At 40.9% G+C, this 18,373-nt stretch carries 15 protein-coding genes; 13 read left to right on the plus strand and 2 right to left on the minus strand.

Features of this window, described 5'->3' with window-relative positions; genetic code table 11:
* Window positions 1–110 precede the first annotated feature (110 nt).
* Entirely contained in the window at window positions 111–2,663 is a 2,553-nt protein-coding gene (locus J4N25_RS12215) for a cellulase family glycosylhydrolase (protein WP_207422496.1), read from the plus strand.
* 379 nt (window positions 2,664–3,042) lie between these two features.
* Window positions 3,043–3,822, plus strand: coding sequence for an SGNH/GDSL hydrolase family protein (locus tag J4N25_RS12220; RefSeq protein WP_207422497.1), 780 nt, complete (start codon window positions 3,043–3,045; stop codon window positions 3,820–3,822).
* 125 nt (window positions 3,823–3,947) lie between these two features.
* Here J4N25_RS12220 and J4N25_RS12225 read toward each other — a convergent pair whose 3' ends face one another.
* Window positions 3,948–4,820: an AraC family transcriptional regulator gene (locus J4N25_RS12225; RefSeq protein WP_207422498.1), complete on the minus strand. Its 873-nt coding sequence runs from the start codon at window positions 4,818–4,820 to the stop codon at window positions 3,948–3,950.
* Window positions 4,821–5,013: 193 nt separating this feature from the next.
* On the opposite strand from J4N25_RS12225, the gene J4N25_RS12230 reads away from it, so the two are divergent.
* The 5 genes from J4N25_RS12230 (at window position 5,014) to J4N25_RS12250 (ending at window position 10,714) form a co-directional block, all read left to right on the plus strand.
* Window positions 5,014–6,678: a UxaA family hydrolase gene (locus J4N25_RS12230; protein WP_207422625.1), complete on the plus strand. Its 1,665-nt coding sequence runs from the start codon at window positions 5,014–5,016 to the stop codon at window positions 6,676–6,678.
* Window positions 6,679–6,689: 11 nt separating this feature from the next.
* Complete coding sequence (locus J4N25_RS12235; protein ID WP_207422499.1) at window positions 6,690–7,454, plus strand: SDR family NAD(P)-dependent oxidoreductase; 765 nt, start codon at window positions 6,690–6,692, stop codon at window positions 7,452–7,454.
* Window positions 7,455–7,459: 5 nt separating this feature from the next.
* Window positions 7,460–8,317, plus strand: a complete 858-nt coding sequence (locus J4N25_RS12240) for a fumarylacetoacetate hydrolase family protein (RefSeq protein ID WP_207422500.1) — start codon at window positions 7,460–7,462, stop codon at window positions 8,315–8,317.
* Between the two features lie 81 nt (window positions 8,318–8,398).
* Entirely contained in the window at window positions 8,399–9,178 is a 780-nt protein-coding gene (locus J4N25_RS12245; RefSeq protein ID WP_207422501.1) for an L-fucose dehydrogenase, read from the plus strand.
* Between the two features lie 219 nt (window positions 9,179–9,397).
* Window positions 9,398–10,714, plus strand: coding sequence for an erythromycin esterase family protein (locus tag J4N25_RS12250; protein ID WP_207422502.1), 1,317 nt, complete (start codon window positions 9,398–9,400; stop codon window positions 10,712–10,714).
* Window positions 10,715–10,797: 83 nt separating this feature from the next.
* On the opposite strand, the gene J4N25_RS12255 is transcribed toward J4N25_RS12250, so the two are convergent.
* Complete coding sequence (locus tag J4N25_RS12255) at window positions 10,798–11,820, minus strand: LacI family DNA-binding transcriptional regulator (protein ID WP_207422503.1); 1,023 nt, start codon at window positions 11,818–11,820, stop codon at window positions 10,798–10,800.
* Window positions 11,821–12,001: 181 nt separating this feature from the next.
* On the opposite strand from J4N25_RS12255, the gene fucP reads away from it, so the two are divergent.
* The 6 genes from fucP (at window position 12,002) to J4N25_RS12285 (ending at window position 18,063) form a co-directional block, all read left to right on the plus strand.
* Window positions 12,002–13,249: an L-fucose:H+ symporter permease gene (gene fucP / locus J4N25_RS12260; protein WP_207422504.1), complete on the plus strand. Its 1,248-nt coding sequence runs from the start codon at window positions 12,002–12,004 to the stop codon at window positions 13,247–13,249.
* Between the two features lie 6 nt (window positions 13,250–13,255).
* Window positions 13,256–14,287: an aldo/keto reductase gene (locus tag J4N25_RS12265; protein ID WP_207422505.1), complete on the plus strand. Its 1,032-nt coding sequence runs from the start codon at window positions 13,256–13,258 to the stop codon at window positions 14,285–14,287.
* Between the two features lies 1 nt (window position 14,288).
* Window positions 14,289–15,116 carry an amidohydrolase family protein gene (locus J4N25_RS12270; protein ID WP_207422506.1) on the plus strand — a complete coding sequence of 276 codons (828 nt, stop codon included), beginning with the start codon at window positions 14,289–14,291 and terminating at the stop codon, window positions 15,114–15,116.
* A 122-nt stretch (window positions 15,117–15,238) separates the two neighbouring features.
* Window positions 15,239–16,252, plus strand: coding sequence for a zinc-binding alcohol dehydrogenase family protein (locus J4N25_RS12275; RefSeq protein WP_207422507.1), 1,014 nt, complete (start codon window positions 15,239–15,241; stop codon window positions 16,250–16,252).
* Window positions 16,253–16,365: 113 nt separating this feature from the next.
* The gene (locus tag J4N25_RS12280; RefSeq protein WP_207422508.1) at window positions 16,366–16,971 is read left to right on the plus strand and encodes an RNA polymerase sigma-70 factor; all 606 of its coding nucleotides are present in this window, start codon (window positions 16,366–16,368) and stop codon (window positions 16,969–16,971) included.
* A gap of 48 nt (window positions 16,972–17,019) precedes the next feature.
* Window positions 17,020–18,063 (plus strand): FecR family protein, encoded by a 1,044-nt coding sequence (locus J4N25_RS12285; RefSeq protein WP_207422509.1) that lies wholly within the window; start codon window positions 17,020–17,022, stop codon window positions 18,061–18,063.
* Window positions 18,064–18,373: the final 310 nt, after the last annotated feature.

Genomic DNA, 18,373 nt, shown 5'->3' on the forward strand with positions numbered 1-18,373 from the left:
ATCATTGGCAGCTTGTTGCCAATGATTTATTTAAGCATCTTCAGCTTATCTAACACTTCAAAAAAGATGTGTGGAATCTTTAGGTGTAAAACAACACACTTGCTTATATAATGACTGCAAAAAAGCTGTTTATTTTTCTGTTTTTATCAACTGTGCTTTCTGTTAATATAGCTTCTGCACAGGATGATAAAGGGGTTTATGTAGATGCAAATGGTGTAATGCGATGGAGAAGTACTCAGAAAGAAGCAGCCTTCTTTGGAGTAAACTACACTGTTCCGTTCGCCTATGGCTATCGCTCGCACAAGGTGCTGGGGGTAAATATTGAAGAGGCAATCAGGCAAGATGTCTATCATATGGCACGTCTGGGACTGAACGCCTTTCGCGTACATGTCTGGGATACGGAGATTAGCGATTCCGTAGGTAATCTCCTTGAGAACGATCATCTCAGGTTATTCGATTTCCTCATCGCGGAGCTTAAGAAGAGAGGGATAAAGACTTTGGTTACTCCAATTGCTTTCTGGGGAAATGGGTATCCGGAAAACGATGAAAAGACTCCAAGCTGGGTAAGCAAGTATGGTAAAGGGCCCTCTGTAGTTAAGGAAGAAGCTATCAGAGCGCAGGAGAATTACCTTAAACAGTTTTTCAAGCATGTAAATCCTTACACCAAGTTAAGCTACAAAAATGATCCTGACATTATTGCTACCGAGATCAATAATGAGCCACATCATAGCGGCCCGAAAAGCGGCGCAAAAGATTATGTAAACAGACTTGCTGATGCCATAAGAAGTACCGGTTGGACAAAGCCCGTTTTCTATAACATCAGCGAGTCGCCCTATTATTCCGACGCAGTTGCAAATGCAAATATTGATGGCGTTAGCTTTCAATGGTACCCTAGCGGGCTTGTCGCCGGTCATACCTTAAAGGGTAATTTTCTTCCAAACGTTGACCGTTACCACATCCCGTTTGACTCTATTCCGGCGTTTAAGAATAAAGCAAAAATGGTGTACGAGTTTGATGCCGGAGATATATTACAACCAGTAATGTACCCTGCTATGGCGAGGAGTTTCCGTACTGCAGGCTTCCAATGGGCAACACAATTTGCTTATGATCCAATGGCAACGGCCTTTGCTAATACGGAATATCAAACCCATTATCTCAACCTTGCTTATACCCCTTCAAAAGCAATAAGTTTATTAATTGCATCTAAAGTTTTTAATAAGGTTCCAAGGCTTAAAAAGTACGGGACTTATCCCACTAATAATAACTTTGAGACCTTCAGGATTAATTACAAGGAAGGCTTAAGTGAGATGAACTCGGGCGAGGAGTTCTATTATTCAAATTCCACGGCTTCGAAACCAGTTGATGCGTCAAAACTGAGAAAAATTGCAGGGGTAGGAAGTTCTTCGGTCGTGACGTATAATGGGACTGGAGCTTACTTTCTTGACCAGGCGGAAACAGGAGTCTGGCGACTTGAAGTTATGCCTGATGCTATTAGCATCAGGGATCCATTCGCCAAAGCATCCTTGGCTAAAGAGGTGACCCGTATAGAGTGGAGAAATCAAGAAATGACGGTACGCTTAAAGGACTTGGGTGCTGATTTTCAGATCAAGCCCTTAAATAAAGGTAATTCCTTTAACGCCAAGGTCGCAAATAACACTTTCCGCATTACTCCAGGAACCTATTTATTGGTAGAAAAGAAGAAGAAGGTACCTAACGCTGCTTTAAAATGGTCAGGAAATGTAGGTCTTAATGAATTTGTGGCTCCTGAAGGAAGAGCAAACGATGTGTTTATAAAACATACTCCTTTTTCAGAAATTAGCGAGGGAGTTGATTTCAAGGTGACAGCTACAATTACAGGTTTAACCGCGGGATCCAAGGTGACACTACTCCTTAATCAACTATCGGGCGAGTATAAAACGGTTGAAATGCAACAAGTTCAAGGGTATGAATATAGCGCTTTAGTTCCCGCTTCATTTGTAATACCTGGCTTAATAAATTACCGCATTGCCGTTAAGCAGGGAGATCAGGAAATAGTTTTTCCAGGAGGTCATAAAGGAAATCCATGGGCATGGGATAATTATAACAACGAAACCTGGAGGACCCATGTTGCAGCAAAAGGCAGTAGCTTGAAGATCTTTGATGCCGGGACGGATTTGAATATCAGGAGAATGCCTCAGTGGGATAAGAATGTTAAAACTACATACCTAACTTCAGATAAAGGCTCGCAATTGCAGTACCGGTTAAAAGTAGATCAGTATTCGGCAGATAAGATAGCAGGTTTTCAAGAGTTCATTGCGGATAAATTGGAGGGCCGCCTTCGCGAATTGGAGGGATTCAGCACAGTCCGACTTAAAGCAAAAGCTCTGTCAGATGAGAAAGGAAGGATGAAAATTACGTTAATAAATACTGAAGGCCAGGCTTATTCAACCTTCGTTGATCTGCCGGCTATGCTTTCAGATTTGAATATTCCCTTAAAAGCATTTAAACCAAATTCTTCGCTGTTGCTACCAAGGCCGTATCCTGGGTTTCAAGCATTATGGTCCCCTGCGAACGCGCCAACGAAAGTCCCTGTACTTCAAGATATTGAAAAATTGGAAATAACAGTAAACCCTGATCTCAAAGCTACTGGATTTGATATTGAATCAGTAGAGCTGGTAAAGTAGACCTTAGTTCAGATATTTATTTTTTAAGGCGAAAGCTCGAGTCGAAAGGCTTGGGCTTTTTTTGGGAAAGTCTATACAATCTTTGCATACTGCATCTGTCCGGTTTTTCTCCTGATTGTATCTTTTCACTTCCAAATGGTCAAAAGGTTTCTTCGTCATAGAACCGTCCGTGAACCGTCTTGGCTCCGTCTCTCAACCGTCCATTCCATATCTTATGCTAATATGTGCAAATATCAAGGGCTTGAACTATAATTCACCAACTTCTCAAATACGTTATACAGCATCACTAAGTGTAATTGAAAGAGCAGAAATTTATCCTATTTTAGCCAATTCAGGCTAAGAAAAATATCCACTTAGAAATAGACTCTAATTAATTATAATGGCAAATTCTTCCCGTCGCAAATTCCTTCAGTCATTAACAATAGCTTCATCCACATTTTTTATTAAGCCGGAAAACCTATTGGCATCTGAACATAGGCGCTTTAAGGAAGCTGATGATAATCTTATATTCCTATTTCAGGGTGACTCGATAACGGATGGAAATCGCGGTCGCAATACTGATCCTAATCACATTATGGGACATGGATACGCTTTTTCAGTAGCAAGTAGAATTGCTGCGGATTTTGCTGAAAAAGATCTGGTATTCTACAATAGGGGAATAAGTGGCAACAAGGTGACGGATCTTCAGAAGAGATGGGAAGATGATACCCTTGCTTTGAAGCCAGACGTTTTAAGCATTCTCATTGGTATTAATGATGTGGCGGCTGTTATTCAAAAGTCAGAATTCGCAAAGAGTCCTGAAGAGTTTGAGACCATCTATCGCGATATCCTTCAAAGAAGCAGGACTGCCAATCCTCAATTGATCCTGGTACTAGGACTACCTTTTGTTACTCCGGTAGGCCAGGTAAAAGAAAATTGGAAACAATGGTCGGGCGAGTTGGAAAAAAGGGGAGCAGTAGTGCAGAAGCTGGCCGGAGAGTTTGATGCAGTACTGGTTGATTATCCATCAGTGTTTACAAAGGCATGTAAAAGAAAGGAGCCTGCGTATTGGATATGGGACGGGATACATCCAACCATTGCCGGGCACGAACTGATGGCAAGAGAATGGCTAAAGCAAGTTGGCGGCAGGATACGTTTTCTTAAAAGATACAAGTACTAGTCATCTAGCTTTAGCTTGTTTTATTGAGATCATTAATGATTTTTAGCCGTAATGAGATCGCATTGCTGAATCTTAATGGAGAAAGAACCAACCAAGACCTTTCATCCTCCGTTGTTGAGTTCTGTTCATGAGGGTTTTCGGAAGCTTTTTTGATAGGCGAGGGGACTTTTACCCTTCAGCAACTTGAAAAATTTATGGAAGCTCGAGAAGTTATTGAACCCGCTTTGGAAGCAGATCTCCTTGATGTTATAATCACTTTCAATCAGCAGTTTGCAAGCATGGCCAATCCTTATTTCGTTGATGAATTCGGAATAGGTTTTCCGGCTTCTCGACTTGAAGAACTTACAAAAGGAATTAGGACTCATAGCCGCAACTTCTGCGATTTCTTCCAGAGTGATCTTTTTCCTGAAATTACTGATACTGTAGTTGTAAATGGCGTTTATTCTGTCTTTCTCTGACTCCAGGAAATTGTGCTGGAATCCTACAGTAGCTAAAAGTTTTATGTCTTTAGATTCTGCCAGCGTTAGCAGTACCTCAATGAGAGCCAGCACTTTTCGCGTTCCTTCTAGCGAGATTATTTGTTCAACTTTAGTTCCAAGCAGGGGATCATGTAGTGCTCCCAATTGAATCCCCCGCTTCGATTTTTCTAACAGAGATCTTAGGGGCTTATTCTCGGGAAGGTTTAGAAATGCTTCTCCCCAGAACAATTCATTAAAATGAATCACAGCAACATCAACTTTATCCGCCGTTTGGGCTACGAAGTATTCTTCGTTGAACTGCCAATAGTGAGGTAAATTAGAGCCAACGAGTACTACATCTCCCTTACTGAAAGTACTTATATCATCTCCAATGAATTGAATTCCTTCTCCCTCTTTGAAATACACTAATTCCAGCTCCGGATGAAAATGCCAGCGATTATTGACATCGGGCTTTGTGCCCCTTCTGGCATTGAAGGAGTTTGATTCATCTTTGAAAACTTTTAATAATTGAGGCTTCATTGTAGAGGAAATATACAAAAGATTGCGTGCAATAGTCTAAGTGGAGCTCTGAAAATAAGACTAAGGACAATATTGCATAATAATTGGATAAAATGATAAACTTTTAAATGTATGAGTTCACGTTCTTTTGTAATAGATACAACTAACGTATTATAAACCGGGTGGCATTGTTCACCCGATCAATAACTAGATGATGGAGAAGACTTCTGCTCATACCTATATACAGATACATCCTGCCGATAATGTTTTAGTGGCCCTCACAGATTTGCCTGCAGGTACATTGATTAACTTCAAAGGCTCTGTTTTTCCACTGATGACAACGGTCGCTGCAAAGCACAAGTTTAGTATTTCAGATCTGGCAATTGGCGACGAAGTATTTATGTATGGAGTACTGGTAGGGAAGGCTTCAGAATACATTCCTAGGGGCGCTGCCCTTACCGTAGATAATTTGGTTCATGCTGCTCAGGATTTCAAGCTTGGAGAAAGGAAAACAGCATGGACAGCACCAGATGTTTCAGCATTTAAAGAAAGAAGCTTTTTAGGTTATCATAGAGCAGACGGAAGCGTTGGGACTGCAAACTACTGGTTGGTTATACCTTTGGTATTTTGTGAGAACAGGAATATATCAGTGCTTAAAGAAGCATTAACGGAAAAGTTAGGTTTTTCAAAACCAAGGAAATATGAGCTTGAAGTTGATTCTTTAGTAGATCTGTATAAAGCAGGAAAGTCGGTAGAGGAGATCCTTCAGGCAGATCTAAAGTTTTCAGAAAAGAATTCGGAGGGCCAGAAGTTATTTCAAAATATTGATGGTATTAAATTTATTAATCACGAGCTGGGTTGCGGTGGTACCCGTATGGATTCTGATGCCTTGTGCGGGCTACTTGCCGGATACATAACTCATCCGAACGTAGCAGGTGCTACTGTTTTAAGCCTTGGTTGCCAGCATGCTCAGGCAAGTATCCTGCAGGCAGAGATACAAAAACGGGATCCTCATTTCAGCAAGCCTTTGTATATACTCGAGCAACAAGCCCTTGGAACGGAAAGTAAGCTATTACAGGAAGCACTTAAACAAACTTTCGCTGGATTGATCCAGTCGAATAAGTTTGTGAGGCAGCCTGCTCCTCTTGCAAAGCTAAATATCGGACTGGAGTGTGGAGGATCGGATGGATTTTCAGGAATTTCTGCTAACCCGGCACTGGGCTATCTTTCTGACATCCTTGTAAGCTTGGGTGGAAGTGTGATCTTAGCCGAATTCCCCGAGTTATGTGGTGTTGAGCAGGAGATAAGTGACCGTTGTGTGGATGTACCGACAGCTGAGAGATTTATTCATCTAATGCGGTCTTACAATGCCTTAGCAGAGGCTTCGGGTTCAGGTTTCTACGCCAACCCTTCGCCTGGAAATATTAAAGACGGATTAATAACAGACGCAATAAAATCTGCAGGAGCGGCAAAGAAGGGGGGCACTTCTCCGGTTGCAGCTGTATTAGACTATCCTGAAAAGGTAAGCAAGCCTGGTTTAAATTTACTTTGTACTCCCGGAAGCGACGTCGAAAGCACAACAGCGGAAGTGGCAGCCGGAGCTAATATTGTATTATTTACTACCGGGCTGGGCACTCCAACTGGGAATCCTGTTGCTCCTGTTGTAAAGATATCCACCAATACAGCTTTATATAAACGGATGCCAGACATTATTGACATCAATTGCGGAACGATCATTGATGGCGAAGAAACGATCCAGCAGTCGGCAGAACGTATATTGGATTATGTAATTTTAGTGGCCAGCGGTGTTGTGCAACCCAAGGCAGTACAATTAGGTCAAGACGATTTTATACCTTGGAAACGAGGGGTTTCACTATAGAAATAAAGACTATGTTCAGTTTAGCGAATAAACACGCAGTTATTACAGGTGGCGGCAGCGGAATAGGAAAAGCAATTTCAATTCTGTTTGCAAAGCAAGGTGCCACTGTTCATATTTTCGACCTCAATCAACAGACAGCAGAAGATACCTTACAGGTGATCAGAGATGCAGGAGGACATGGAGATTTTCATAACGTTGACGTTACTAATCAGCAACAGGTAATTGATGCTTTCGCTGCAATTGGAACGGTTGATATCCTGGTAAATAATGCTGGTATCGCTCATGTGGGCAATGTGGAAAATACGCAGGAGGCTGATTTCGAAAGAGTATACAATGTAAACGTTAAAGGTGCTTATAACTGTTTCTATGCAGCAATCCCAATGATGAAAGCTAAGAAATCGGGAGTAGCTTTAAGTATGGCTTCTATTGCTTCCTCTGTTGGGATAGCCGATCGCTTTGCATATTCCATGAGTAAGGGTGCTGTCCATGCTATGAGTATGTCAGTTGCCCGGGATTATCTTCAGGATGGTATCCGAAGCAATACTATTTCGCCGGCACGTGTGCATACCCCGTTTGTAGATGGTTTTATTTCAAAAAACTATCCGGGGCAGGAAGCAGAGATATTTGAGAAATTATCAAAGAGTCAGCCTATAGGTCGCATGGGCTCTCCGGAAGAAATTGCTTACTTAGCGTTGTTTTTATGTTCTGAAGAATCAGGATTTATAACAGGTAGCGATTATGCTATTGATGGTGGTTTTATAAAATTGAATAATTAAAAGAAATGAAATTAATAAGATACGGAAATCCGGGACAAGAACTTACAGGTGTACAAATTGATGGTATTAACTACGATACATCAGCTTTTGGTCAGGATTATGACGAGAAGTTCTTTGCTAATGATGGTATTGAGAAGCTTAAGTCTTTTGTAGATGCAAATAGAGAAAACTTAAGAGTTATTGATGCGAACGTACGATTAGGAGCACCGGTGGCACGTCCATCGAAAATAGTTTGTGTGGGTCTTAACTATGCAGATCATGCATCTGAAACCAATGCAGCATTACCCTCCGAGCCAGTATTGTTCATGAAAAGTACAACGGCACTAGTTGGTCCTTTTGATGATATCATGTTGCCAAAAGATTCTGTAAAGACCGACTGGGAGGTTGAACTTGCAGTGGTAATTGGTAAAAAAGCTTCTTATGTAGAGCAGGAAGAAGCAAACGATTATATCGCAGGGTATACTCTTCATAATGATGTATCTGAAAGAGAGTTTCAGCTGGAGAGAAATGGTACATGGGATAAAGGAAAAGGATGTGATACATTCGCTCCAATAGGACCATTTTTGGCAACAAAAGAGGAGATCTCTGACGTAAACAATCTGAATCTTTGGTTAACTGTTAACGGTCAGAAGATGCAGCAGGGAACTACTGCCCATCTTATCTTCAATGTTCCTTTCCTGGTTTCCTATATCAGTAAGTTCATGACTTTACTTCCCGGTGATATTATTTCAACTGGTACCCCTGCAGGAGTAGGTCTAGGTTTCAATCCTCCTGTGTACCTAAAAGAGGGAGATGTTGTTGAACTTGGAATCGATGGACTGGGTGTTTCTAAGCAAAAAGTTATTGCTTTTTCAAAACCTTAATTTCTCATAATATACTTTTAGTAAGTCTGTTTTTGTTGCAGGCTTACTAAAAATTAAACTAACCTTTCTAAACGCTAAAAGATGGATTTGAAGCTTCAAAACAAGGTAATCATCGTGACCGGTGGTGCCAGAGGTATAGGCAAAGGGATCGCGCTGGTGCTGGCCAGAGAAGGTGCTATTCCTGTGATCGTAAGCCGTACTGAATCAGAAAGCATAAAGACGGTTACCGAAATTGAAGCTGCAGGAGGCACTGCGTTCCAGGTTCCGGCTAATTTAACTGATCCTGAAAGTTGTAGGACCGCCGTGGAAGCAGTGGTTGCACAATTTGGAAGGATCGACGGTCTGGTAAATAATGCAGGAGAGAATGATAGCGTAGGTTTAGTAGATGGTACGTATGAGAGTTTCATGAACTCCTTGCATAAGAATCTGGTACATTATTTCTTAATGGCTCACTATGCCTCGCCTGAATTGATTAAGGCACAAGGAGCAATACTTAATATCAGTTCAAAGACTGCCGATACAGGTCAGGGTGGTACGTCGGGTTATGCAGCATCAAATGGGGGAAGGAATGCACTTACGCGGGAGTGGGCGGTAGAATTACTACCACATAAGGTTCGTGTAAATGCTATTGTAGTTGCTGAATGCTGGACACCCTTATATGAACGATGGATCCAGACCGTCGAAAACCCTCAAGAAAAACTTAAGTCGATTGAGAAACATATCCCATTGGGAAACCGCATGACTACCACTGAAGAAATAGCTAACGCCGCCGCTTTTCTTTTGTCTCCATTATCTAGTCATACAACGGGTCAAATTACCTACGTAGATGGCGGTTATGTTCATTTAGACAGGGCAATCTAATTCCTACCCAAATTTCTTATCTGTTGAAATATAAGTCCAGGGGCCTTGATTTTTGTCAGGGCTCTTAGATTCATATACCTGAGTTCCCCTTAACTCTTCAGTCTTTCTTAATCCCCACAAAACCTAAACAATTGGAATTTTACGAGGTTAGATTTAGAAGGCCTTTAAAGTGCAAATACGTGAGATATTTTATAGGTACATAATCAGGAGGACAGGAAAATGGCGACTAAATCTTATGAAGATTCCAGAGCGATAAAAGTGGACAGAGAGAATACTTATAAGCTGGAAAGTTCGAAAGATCTTGATCCCTTATTAAGGAGGGTCGGCGATGCTCATCATGTACTTCTTGGCGAGGCAACGCATGGAACTCATGAATACTACACCTGGAGGACCGCGATCAGCAAAAGACTAATCACAGAAAAAGGGTTCAATTTCATTGCGGTAGAGGGCGATTGGCCAGATTGTTACAAGCTTAACCGTTATGTAAAAGGCTACGAATATCAGGATAAGACAGCGCGTGAACTGTTAGAGGAATTTGATCGCTGGCCAACCTGGATGTGGGCTAACTGGGAAATAGTATCCTTGATCAACTGGCTCAAAGAATATAACGCTGCCCAGCCCGCCGACAAGAAGGTAGGGTTCTATGGGCTGGATGTTTATAGTCTTTGGGAATCAATGGATGTTTTGATGGAGTATCTTTCTCAAAATGATCCAAAGGCCGCCGAATACGCCGCTGATGCTATTCGCTGTTTTGAGCCCTATCAGGAGGACGAACATCGTTATGCCCGCGCACAAAACTTTATGGAGGAGAGCTGCCAGGAACATGTGATCAATCTGCTTTCTGAGATTAGAAAAAAGACCCTAATTTATGATCATGATCCTGAAGCTGCTCTAAATGCTCACCAAAATGCAGAGATTGCCGTTAACGCCGAGAGGTATTATCGTAATATGACCGGGTTTAATGTTAATACCTGGAACCTGAGAGATACCCATATGATGGAAACTTTGAACAGGCTTCTTGAATTTCATGGACCGGAAGCGAAAGCCATCGTTTGGGAGCATAATACGCATATAGGAGATGCACGATATACGGATATGGTGGAATCAGGTGATATTAATGTAGGGCAATTGGTAAGAGAACAAAAAGGTGAAGCTGATACTGTTTTGGTTGGATTTGGATCCTACCATGGAGGGGTAATTGCAGGAGATAGTTGGGGTGCTCCCATGCGCGAGATGGTTGTTCCCGATGCTCGTCCTGGCAGTGTAGAGGATGTGCTCCATAAGGAATTCTTAGATAATCGACTTTTGATTTTTGACCCAAATAATAAGAATGAGCGATTTAATAAAATGATGCCCCATCGGGCGATAGGTGTAGTGTACAATCCCAAACACGAGAGGTATGGAAACTATGTTCCTACTATCTTAAACAAACGTTATGATGCTTTCATCTACATAGACCATTCAAAAGCTTTACATCCACTTAATGTTCGTGTAAATGGCCACAAGGTTCCCGAAACTTATCCTTTTGAGTTTTAGGTGTTTTTAGAGGGATTGATAAAAAGGTAGAAGAACTTCGTTAAGTAATTTAAAGCCCTGCAAAACGAGGCTACCGGACGTCTTTAGTGCCTCTGAGAACTTTTTCTGATCATCAATTCGCATTCAACTATCTTTTTCGAAGGCTCTTTCTGTTCGCTCTTCTTCAATAACTCCTCAAAATAAACTTTGGCTGCCTGATAGCCTAGCTCCTCACTTTTTTGATCGATGGAAGAAATTGCTGGCTCGATAAGTTCTGTAAAAGGTTCATTAGCAAAACCGAAGAGCCCTACATCTTCAGAAACCCGTAAACCTGCTTTTTCGATCGCTTGTTTAACTCCTAATGCTTGGATGTCTGAAATTGTGAAAAATGCGTCAGGGGCCTCTTTAAGGGAAAGCAACTCTGTAGCTATATCGTGTGCTTCATGTTTTTCAAGTGTTTCCTCAATAATGAAGTTGTATGGAATTGGCAGGCTCGCTTCTTTTATCGCTTTTATAAATCCTTCCTTACGTTCTTTATAGATATTTATGTGCGAAGGCCCTCCGATAAATGCAATCTTTCTATACCCTTCATTTATTAAGCTTTTAACAGCCTTATAAGTGGCTTCAAGATTATCGTTCTCGACTTTATGGCTGTTTATTAACTCTATGCAACGGTCAAATTGTATCAGATGAATGTTGTGTTTGAGGATCTGCTCTAGTGAAGTAGCGTTAGTGGTTTCCATTGAGGCAGAAATAAGGATACAATCAACATTTTGATGAATTAGTGTTTCTATTGCTACCTTTTCCTTATCAACTTTATCATGCGACTGGCAGATGATCAAACTATGATTGTTTTCGGCACAGGCTCTCTCAATACCAGAGATAGCATCAGAAAAGAAGCTTTGATTAATGTGCGGAACTATTACTCCCAATGTTCTCGATGAACCGCGACGAAGGTTTGCAGCGTGGGTATTATGCTTGTAATTCAGTTCCTCTGCCTTTTGTACTACCAAAGCTCGTACTCGCTCGCTTACTCCGGGCTGGTTATTCAATGCTTTCGATATGTAAGAAACTGAAATACCCAGTTCCTTAGAAAGATCATATATCGTAATTCTTTTATTGCTCATCTGCTTGGGCAAAAGTAGGAGATTTCTTCGTAATGTAAATTTAGATGGGAACAACTAGAAATCGATTTATTAATTGGGATAAGAATAAGATCACATCTTCTTAAACCGTTTATTTTTCTTTTGGAAATCGATTTCCAAGCTTTACATTTGCGAACTCAACCAGTTGTAAACAGGCTTTATTATGAAACAAAATAAACAGCAGTTCGCATTTGCACTCATTACTTCTTTGTTTTTTCTGTGGGGTTTTGCATTAAATCTCAACCCTATACTCATTCCGCACTTAAAAAAAGCCTGTCAGCTTACAGACAGCCAGTCTGCATTTATTGATTCTGCAGCGTATATAGCGTATTTTCTTCTTGCCATTCCTGCCGGTAAGTTCATGCATAAGTATGGCTATAAGGGTGGGATAATTTTAGGTCTCTTGTTGTTTGCTGCCGGAGCTTTCCTCTTTTATCCGGCTGCAGCCACAAGGGATTATGGCTTCTTCCTCTTTGCAATATTTATCATTGCAAGTGGACTTACCTTCCTAGAAACAGCAGCTAACCCTTATGTAACGGTTTTAGGTTCTCCTGAGACCTCGACACAGCGTCTAAACTTTGCACAGTCGTTTAACGGTCTGGCAGCTTTTCTTGCACCACTTATTGGCGGTACATACATTTTATCAGGCAAAACATTAAGCGCTGCTGAAGAGCAGGCAATGTCATCCGAACAATTGAATGAGTACCTCAACCACGAGGCGTCATCTGTTCAACTTCCTTTCATCATTGTTGGAGTAGTAGTGCTGTCTATTGCTATTGTATTATGGAAAACTACTTTACCCGACATTAAGGAAGACGAAACAGAGAAATCAGAAGGTTCCTTATTGAAAGAAAAGAACCTGCTTTTCGGGGTGCTTGCTCAATTCTTTTACGTTGGGGCTCAAGTTTGTGTAAGTAGCTTTTTTATCCGGTTCTCCGAAAGAGTTGCGGGAATAGAGGAAAAATCCGCCGCTTATTTTCTTTCAGGAGCATTATTAGGTTTCATGATAGGACGTTTTATAGGAACTGCATTGATGCGGGTCATTTCTCCTGCTAAACTTCTTGCTGTTTATAGCATTTTAAACATTCTCCTTTTGATCCTTGCCGTAGTAACTGAAGGGAAATTTGCAGTATACTCAATTATTGGCGTTGAATTCTTTATGTCTATCATGTTCCCAACCATTTTCTCACTGGCGATTCAGGGACTCGGAAGCAAAACTAAAGAAGGTTCCTCGCTTTTGATCATGTCTATTGTTGGGGGTGCTGTGTTTCCAGTGATCATGGGTGCTGTATCTGATGCGTCAAATATTCAGACTGCATACCTGGTTCCTGCAGCATGCTTTATTGTTATTTTCTTTTTCGCCCTTAAAAACCTCAATGTTAAGAATATAAAACTTTCAACTGCTCATTAAAAACATATGTCGCAAGCTAAAGCTCAGCAAAAAATAAACCTGCCTAAAGTAATCTTTGGAACAAGTGCTTTGGGTAATCTTTATACAGCCTTACCAATTGAGGTAAAGGAGGAAATTGTATCTAATTGTGTTAAATATTCGCCTGCACCTGTCGTGTTTGATTCTGCAGGAAAGTATGGTGCAGGGCTGGCTCTCGAAGCCCTTGCCGAATGTTTAGACAGACTAGAGGTTGATCCCTCATCAGTAGTGATCAGCAATAAGTTAGGCTGGTTCCGAACTGAACTCACTACGGAGGAGCCGACTTTCGAGCCGGGAGTATGGAGAGATCTGAAGTTTGATGCAGTTCAAAAGATCAGCTACGAGGGCATTTTAGAATGCTTTGAGCAAGGGAATAAATTATTGGGTAAGTATGCTCCGCAATTTATCTCTATTCATGATCCCGATGAGTACCTGGCAACAGCAAATTCGGCAGAAGAGGAAGCAGAACTTTACAATGATGTATTAGAAGCTTACAAAGCCCTGGCAACTTTAAGAGAAACTCATGGAGTATTGATAGGGGTAGGGGCTAAAACCTGGACAACTATACAGCGCATTGCTAGTGATATTGATCTTGATTGGGTGATGTTCGCTAATAGCATGACTATAAGAAAACACCCCTCAGATTTGCTTGAATTCATGGAGGAGCTGAAAGCTAAGAATGTGCGAATTATCAATTCGGCAGTATTTCACGCTGGTTTCCTCACTGGCGGTGATTACTATGATTATAAACTAATAAAGCCCGATACAGAAGAGAATAAAGCAATTTTTAAGTGGCGGGAAGACTTTTTCAGGCTGTGCAATCAATTCAATATTAAACCTGCAGCGGCGTGTGTGCAATTTGCCTTAAGTGCTCCTGGTGTTGTTAGTATTGCTTTAAATACCACCAATCCTGGTAGGGTTGAGGAGAACGTGCAGTTAGCCTATCAGGAGATCCCCGTGGACTTTTGGGCGGCTATGAAAAATGAAGGTCTGATATCTAAAGAATATAATTACCTGTAGTATGAAAATAGATTCTCATCAGCATTTCTGGAAGTTTGATCCTGTAAGGGACAGCTGGATCAATGACGATATGAAAGTTATCCAAAGGGATTTCATGCCCGAAGATCTATTAACGACATTAAAAGAGAATGGTCTGGATGGATGTATCACTGTACAGTCAGATCAATCAGAAGTTGAAAACTCTTTTCAATTAAATAACGCAGAGCAGTACGACTTTATCAAAGGTGTTGTGGGCTGGGTAGACCTGCAGGCAGAAAATGTACAGGAAAGATTGGAGTACTATACTCAGTTTCCAAAGTTGAAGGGATTCCGGCACGTGTTGCAAGGTGAACCTCAGCGGGATTTTATGCTTCGTGCCGCTTTCAAATACGGTATAGGGTTGCTTACTAAATATAATTTCACCTACGATATCCTTATTTTTCCAGATCAATTAGCTTATTCTACTGAATTCGTCGCGGCTTTTCCTGATCAGCCATTTGTAGTAGATCATATTGCAAAACCGTATATCAAAGACAAGAAGATTGACGACTGGAAAAAGGATATCAAAGCTCTTTCGCAGTTTGAGAATGTTTACTGTAAGATATCAGGGATGGTTACCGAGGCAGACTGGAAAAACCATTCAGCTGCTGACTTTAAGCCTTATATCGACGTGATTGTAGAAGCGTTTGGAACAGACAGAATAATGTATGGTTCAGATTGGCCTGTTTGTTTAGTGGCGGAGTCCTATACCGGAGTGTTAAACCTGGTGAAGGATTATTTTAGCCAGTTTAGTAAGGCAGAACAGGATAAGTTCTTTGGTAATAACGCGGTGAAATTTTACAAAATATAATAAAGTGTTATTCGTTTGGAATCTAATTATTTGATTATCCGGTCTCGTATCTCAAATCTTATAATTAGTACTTCAATATCAATATCTCATATTCAAATCTAGTATCTATTATATCTTTTTACATGAAAGCATTAGTGTGTACAACTCCCGGTCAGTTCGATTATTCAGAGAAAGAAAAGCCTGCATCGGTTGAAGGGAGAGCGATAATTAAAATAAAGCGTATAGGAATTTGTGGTACCGACCTTCATGCCTTTGAGGGGACACAGCCCTTCTTTAGCTACCCAAGGATATTAGGTCACGAGTTAGCCGGTGAATTGGTCGAAGCAAATGGTGCAGAAGGGTTTACTCCCGGCGAAAAAGTAAGTTTTATTCCTTACTTCAATTGCGGTACCTGTATTGCATGTCGTAGCGGAAAACCTAATTGCTGTACAAGCATTAACGTTTGCGGGGTGCACGTTGATGGTGGAATGGCAGAATATTTATCTGTTCCATCTTCTTCTTTACTACATGGCGAAGGCTTAAGTTTTGATGAGCTTGCTTTGGTAGAACCCTTAGCTATCGGAGCTCATGGAGTACGCAGAGCAGACGTAAAACCAGGAGAATTTGTGCTGGTGATCGGCGCTGGTCCCATTGGTTTAGGAACTATGGAATTTGCCAGAATTGCAGGCGGTAAAGTAATTGCACTTGATATCAATAATGATCGCCTTCAATTCTGTAAAAACAGGCTGAAAGTTGAGCATTTTGTTAACGCCCTTGATCCTGATGTTACTGAGCAATTGAAACAGATTACTAATGGTGATATGCCTACTGTGGTTATTGATGCCACCGGCAATCAGAGGGCAATAAATAATGCGTTCCAATATATGGCTCACGGAGCCCGTTTTGTATTGATCGGTTTACAAAAAGGGGAGATCTCTTTTAGTCACCCCGAATTCCACAAGCGCGAGGGAACCTTAATGAGCAGTCGTAATGCTACACGTGAGGATTTCGAGCACGTGATTGCTTCCATGAAAAAAGGATTAGTTGATCCTAAAACATATATTACCCACCGCGTCCAGTTTGAGGAGGTAAAAGCTGAATTTGAGAGTTGGTTAAATCCAGCTACTGGGGTGATCAAGGCCATGGTTGAGCTTTAAGATGAATTGTGAAAGAGAATTGTTTATTTAGGACAATTCTCTTTCATTTGTAGCTGGAAAGTGGATTTCTTATTAATTGCGAAAAATAAATCAATTATTAACTGAACAGGAAAATGTCGATTAGTGCGTTTGATTATGCGTTAGGTAATAATGTAGAGTGGAATGGGTGCACTATACCCAATGATGAGAAGGCATTTGAATCTTTGTTCAAAACGTATTATGCAAGGCTCATCTTCTTTGCGAACCGGTTTGTAAACGATGAAGATGTTTCCAGGGAAGTGGTTTCTGAGGTATTTACCCACCTTTGGGAGGAAAGATCTAGCTTAAGCATAAAAACTTCAGTCAATGCATATTTATACAGAACGGTACAGAACCGTTGTCTGAATTATTTGAAACATAAGAAAATTGAAAGCGAGTACGTAAATTATCTCGCCAAGAACAATATGCTTTCAGAGATTCCTGCCCTTCACCGTAATCCTGCCCAGGAGAGGGAATTGAAAGAGCAGATTCACAGGGCTATCGAAGAGCTACCTGAGAAGTGTCGCGACGTTTTCAAGTTAAGTCGCTTTAAAAATATGAAGAACAGAGAGATTGCGGAGAGTCTCCAGATCTCACAAAAAACCGTCGAGCGACACCTGACCATTGCGCTTGACAGGCTACGTCAGGGCTTGAAACACTTGCTCATTTTAGTCTCGATTCTATTAAATACAAATATTTAAAAATTCTTTTGGGGGTATTTGTCCTCTGAGTTGTCTTATGTCCGTTCTATGAATGAGGATATTAAAACAACCATTGTAAAATACATTACCGGACAGGCGGATGAGACTGAATCAGCCGAAGTCAGGGAATGGATTAAAAGCTCACCTGAAAATGAGGAGCTTTATTTTCAATTATACGAGGCCTGGCATCAAAGTTTGGAAGCAAACCATTCAATTGATGTTGAAGCAGCTTATTCTTCATTCGCGGATAAAACCATTAATAGAAAACCAATTATCAGAAGACTTTCCTTTGTGTTAAGGGCAGCTGCTGCTGTGATTGTAGTTCCGTTATGTGCTCTCGGTCTTTATAGGATAATCAATAATTCTCCGGAGGAAATTCTTGAAGTTGTGCGGGTTCCGAAAGGAATGCCAAGAAAGCTAAATCTACCTGATGGTACCCTTGTTTGGTTAAATGCAGGTAGTGAACTTAAGTATCCGAAGGAGTTTGGCAAGGAAAGCCGTACGGTGTATTTAACAGGTGAGGCATACTTTGATATCGCAAAATCGGATGCAAATATTCCCTTCCTCGTTAAAACGGATAAGTTTACCATTCGCGATGTTGGCACTGTTTTTAATGTTAAAGCTTATCCTGATGAGAAGATTTTTGAAACAGCAGTTGTAGAAGGAAAGGTCTCTGTTGAAGGACCCTTAACAGACGATTCATACCAGAACAGTAAGGTCTATTTAGATGCACATCAATTACTAAAGATCACGAAAGTTAGTCCTTCAGGTCCTAAGAATGCTGCCTCAGAAGATGTCAAAACAGAGCCTGTTAAGGTTGAACAAATAGAACCATCGGCTATAGAAGAATTTAACGGATGGAGGAACGACCTCCTTATCTTTCAGGAAGATTCATTTGAAGAACTATCGAAGGTGCTAGAAAGAAGGTATAATGTAACAATTCAGTTTGAAAGCGAACTGCTGAAAAATTACAAGTACACCGGCACGTTCAAGAACTTAGAGAATATATCGAAGGTACTGCAGGTGATTAAAGAAACTACTCCAATTAAATACACTGTTAATAACCAGCTAATTGTCATATCCGAAAATTAAGAACCAATTAAACAAATAATGGACGTTACATAAATAAACGAAGTACTACAACATCAAACGAGATTTAGAAAAACCCAAACGAACGAAAGTTAAGTAGGGCTATGAAAGTAATTTGTGGGTTGGTTGAGGCCTTTAAAAAGCAAATTAGACTTTCGCGAAAAAAAACCGGAGTGCTGCAACACCCCGGTCATTGTTGAATTTTAGCTAATACCCGAAGCTTGGGGAAGCGCGGTATTAACTAGTTATTGACCAAATTTATGATTTTTTTGTCTAGAAATTCTCTATTCGCCAGTCCGCACAGGCGAAAAAT

It is taken from the genome of Desertivirga brevis (assembly GCF_017355835.1).

Excerpts from the sequence above, each read along its gene's own strand:
- J4N25_RS12280 (WP_207422508.1), top strand. The coding sequence starts at position 16,366 with ATGTCGATTAGTGCGTTTGATTATGCGTTAGGTAATAATGTAGAGTGG.
- J4N25_RS12240 (WP_207422500.1), top strand. The coding sequence starts at position 7,460 with ATGAAATTAATAAGATACGGAAATCCGGGACAAGAACTTACAGGTGTA.
- J4N25_RS12245 (WP_207422501.1), top strand. The coding sequence starts at position 8,399 with ATGGATTTGAAGCTTCAAAACAAGGTAATCATCGTGACCGGTGGTGCC.
- J4N25_RS12225 (WP_207422498.1), bottom strand. The coding sequence starts at position 4,820 with ATGAAGCCTCAATTATTAAAAGTTTTCAAAGATGAATCAAACTCCTTC.
- J4N25_RS12220 (WP_207422497.1), top strand. The coding sequence starts at position 3,043 with ATGGCAAATTCTTCCCGTCGCAAATTCCTTCAGTCATTAACAATAGCT.
- J4N25_RS12230 (WP_207422625.1), top strand. The coding sequence starts at position 5,014 with ATGGAGAAGACTTCTGCTCATACCTATATACAGATACATCCTGCCGAT.
- J4N25_RS12255 (WP_207422503.1), bottom strand. The coding sequence starts at position 11,820 with ATGAGCAATAAAAGAATTACGATATATGATCTTTCTAAGGAACTGGGT.
- J4N25_RS12285 (WP_207422509.1), top strand. The coding sequence starts at position 17,020 with ATGAATGAGGATATTAAAACAACCATTGTAAAATACATTACCGGACAG.
- J4N25_RS12250 (WP_207422502.1), top strand. The coding sequence starts at position 9,398 with ATGGCGACTAAATCTTATGAAGATTCCAGAGCGATAAAAGTGGACAGA.
- J4N25_RS12235 (WP_207422499.1), top strand. The coding sequence starts at position 6,690 with ATGTTCAGTTTAGCGAATAAACACGCAGTTATTACAGGTGGCGGCAGC.
- fucP (WP_207422504.1), top strand. The coding sequence starts at position 12,002 with ATGAAACAAAATAAACAGCAGTTCGCATTTGCACTCATTACTTCTTTG.
- J4N25_RS12265 (WP_207422505.1), top strand. The coding sequence starts at position 13,256 with ATGTCGCAAGCTAAAGCTCAGCAAAAAATAAACCTGCCTAAAGTAATC.
- J4N25_RS12215 (WP_207422496.1), top strand. The coding sequence starts at position 111 with ATGACTGCAAAAAAGCTGTTTATTTTTCTGTTTTTATCAACTGTGCTT.
- J4N25_RS12275 (WP_207422507.1), top strand. The coding sequence starts at position 15,239 with ATGAAAGCATTAGTGTGTACAACTCCCGGTCAGTTCGATTATTCAGAG.
- J4N25_RS12270 (WP_207422506.1), top strand. The coding sequence starts at position 14,289 with ATGAAAATAGATTCTCATCAGCATTTCTGGAAGTTTGATCCTGTAAGG.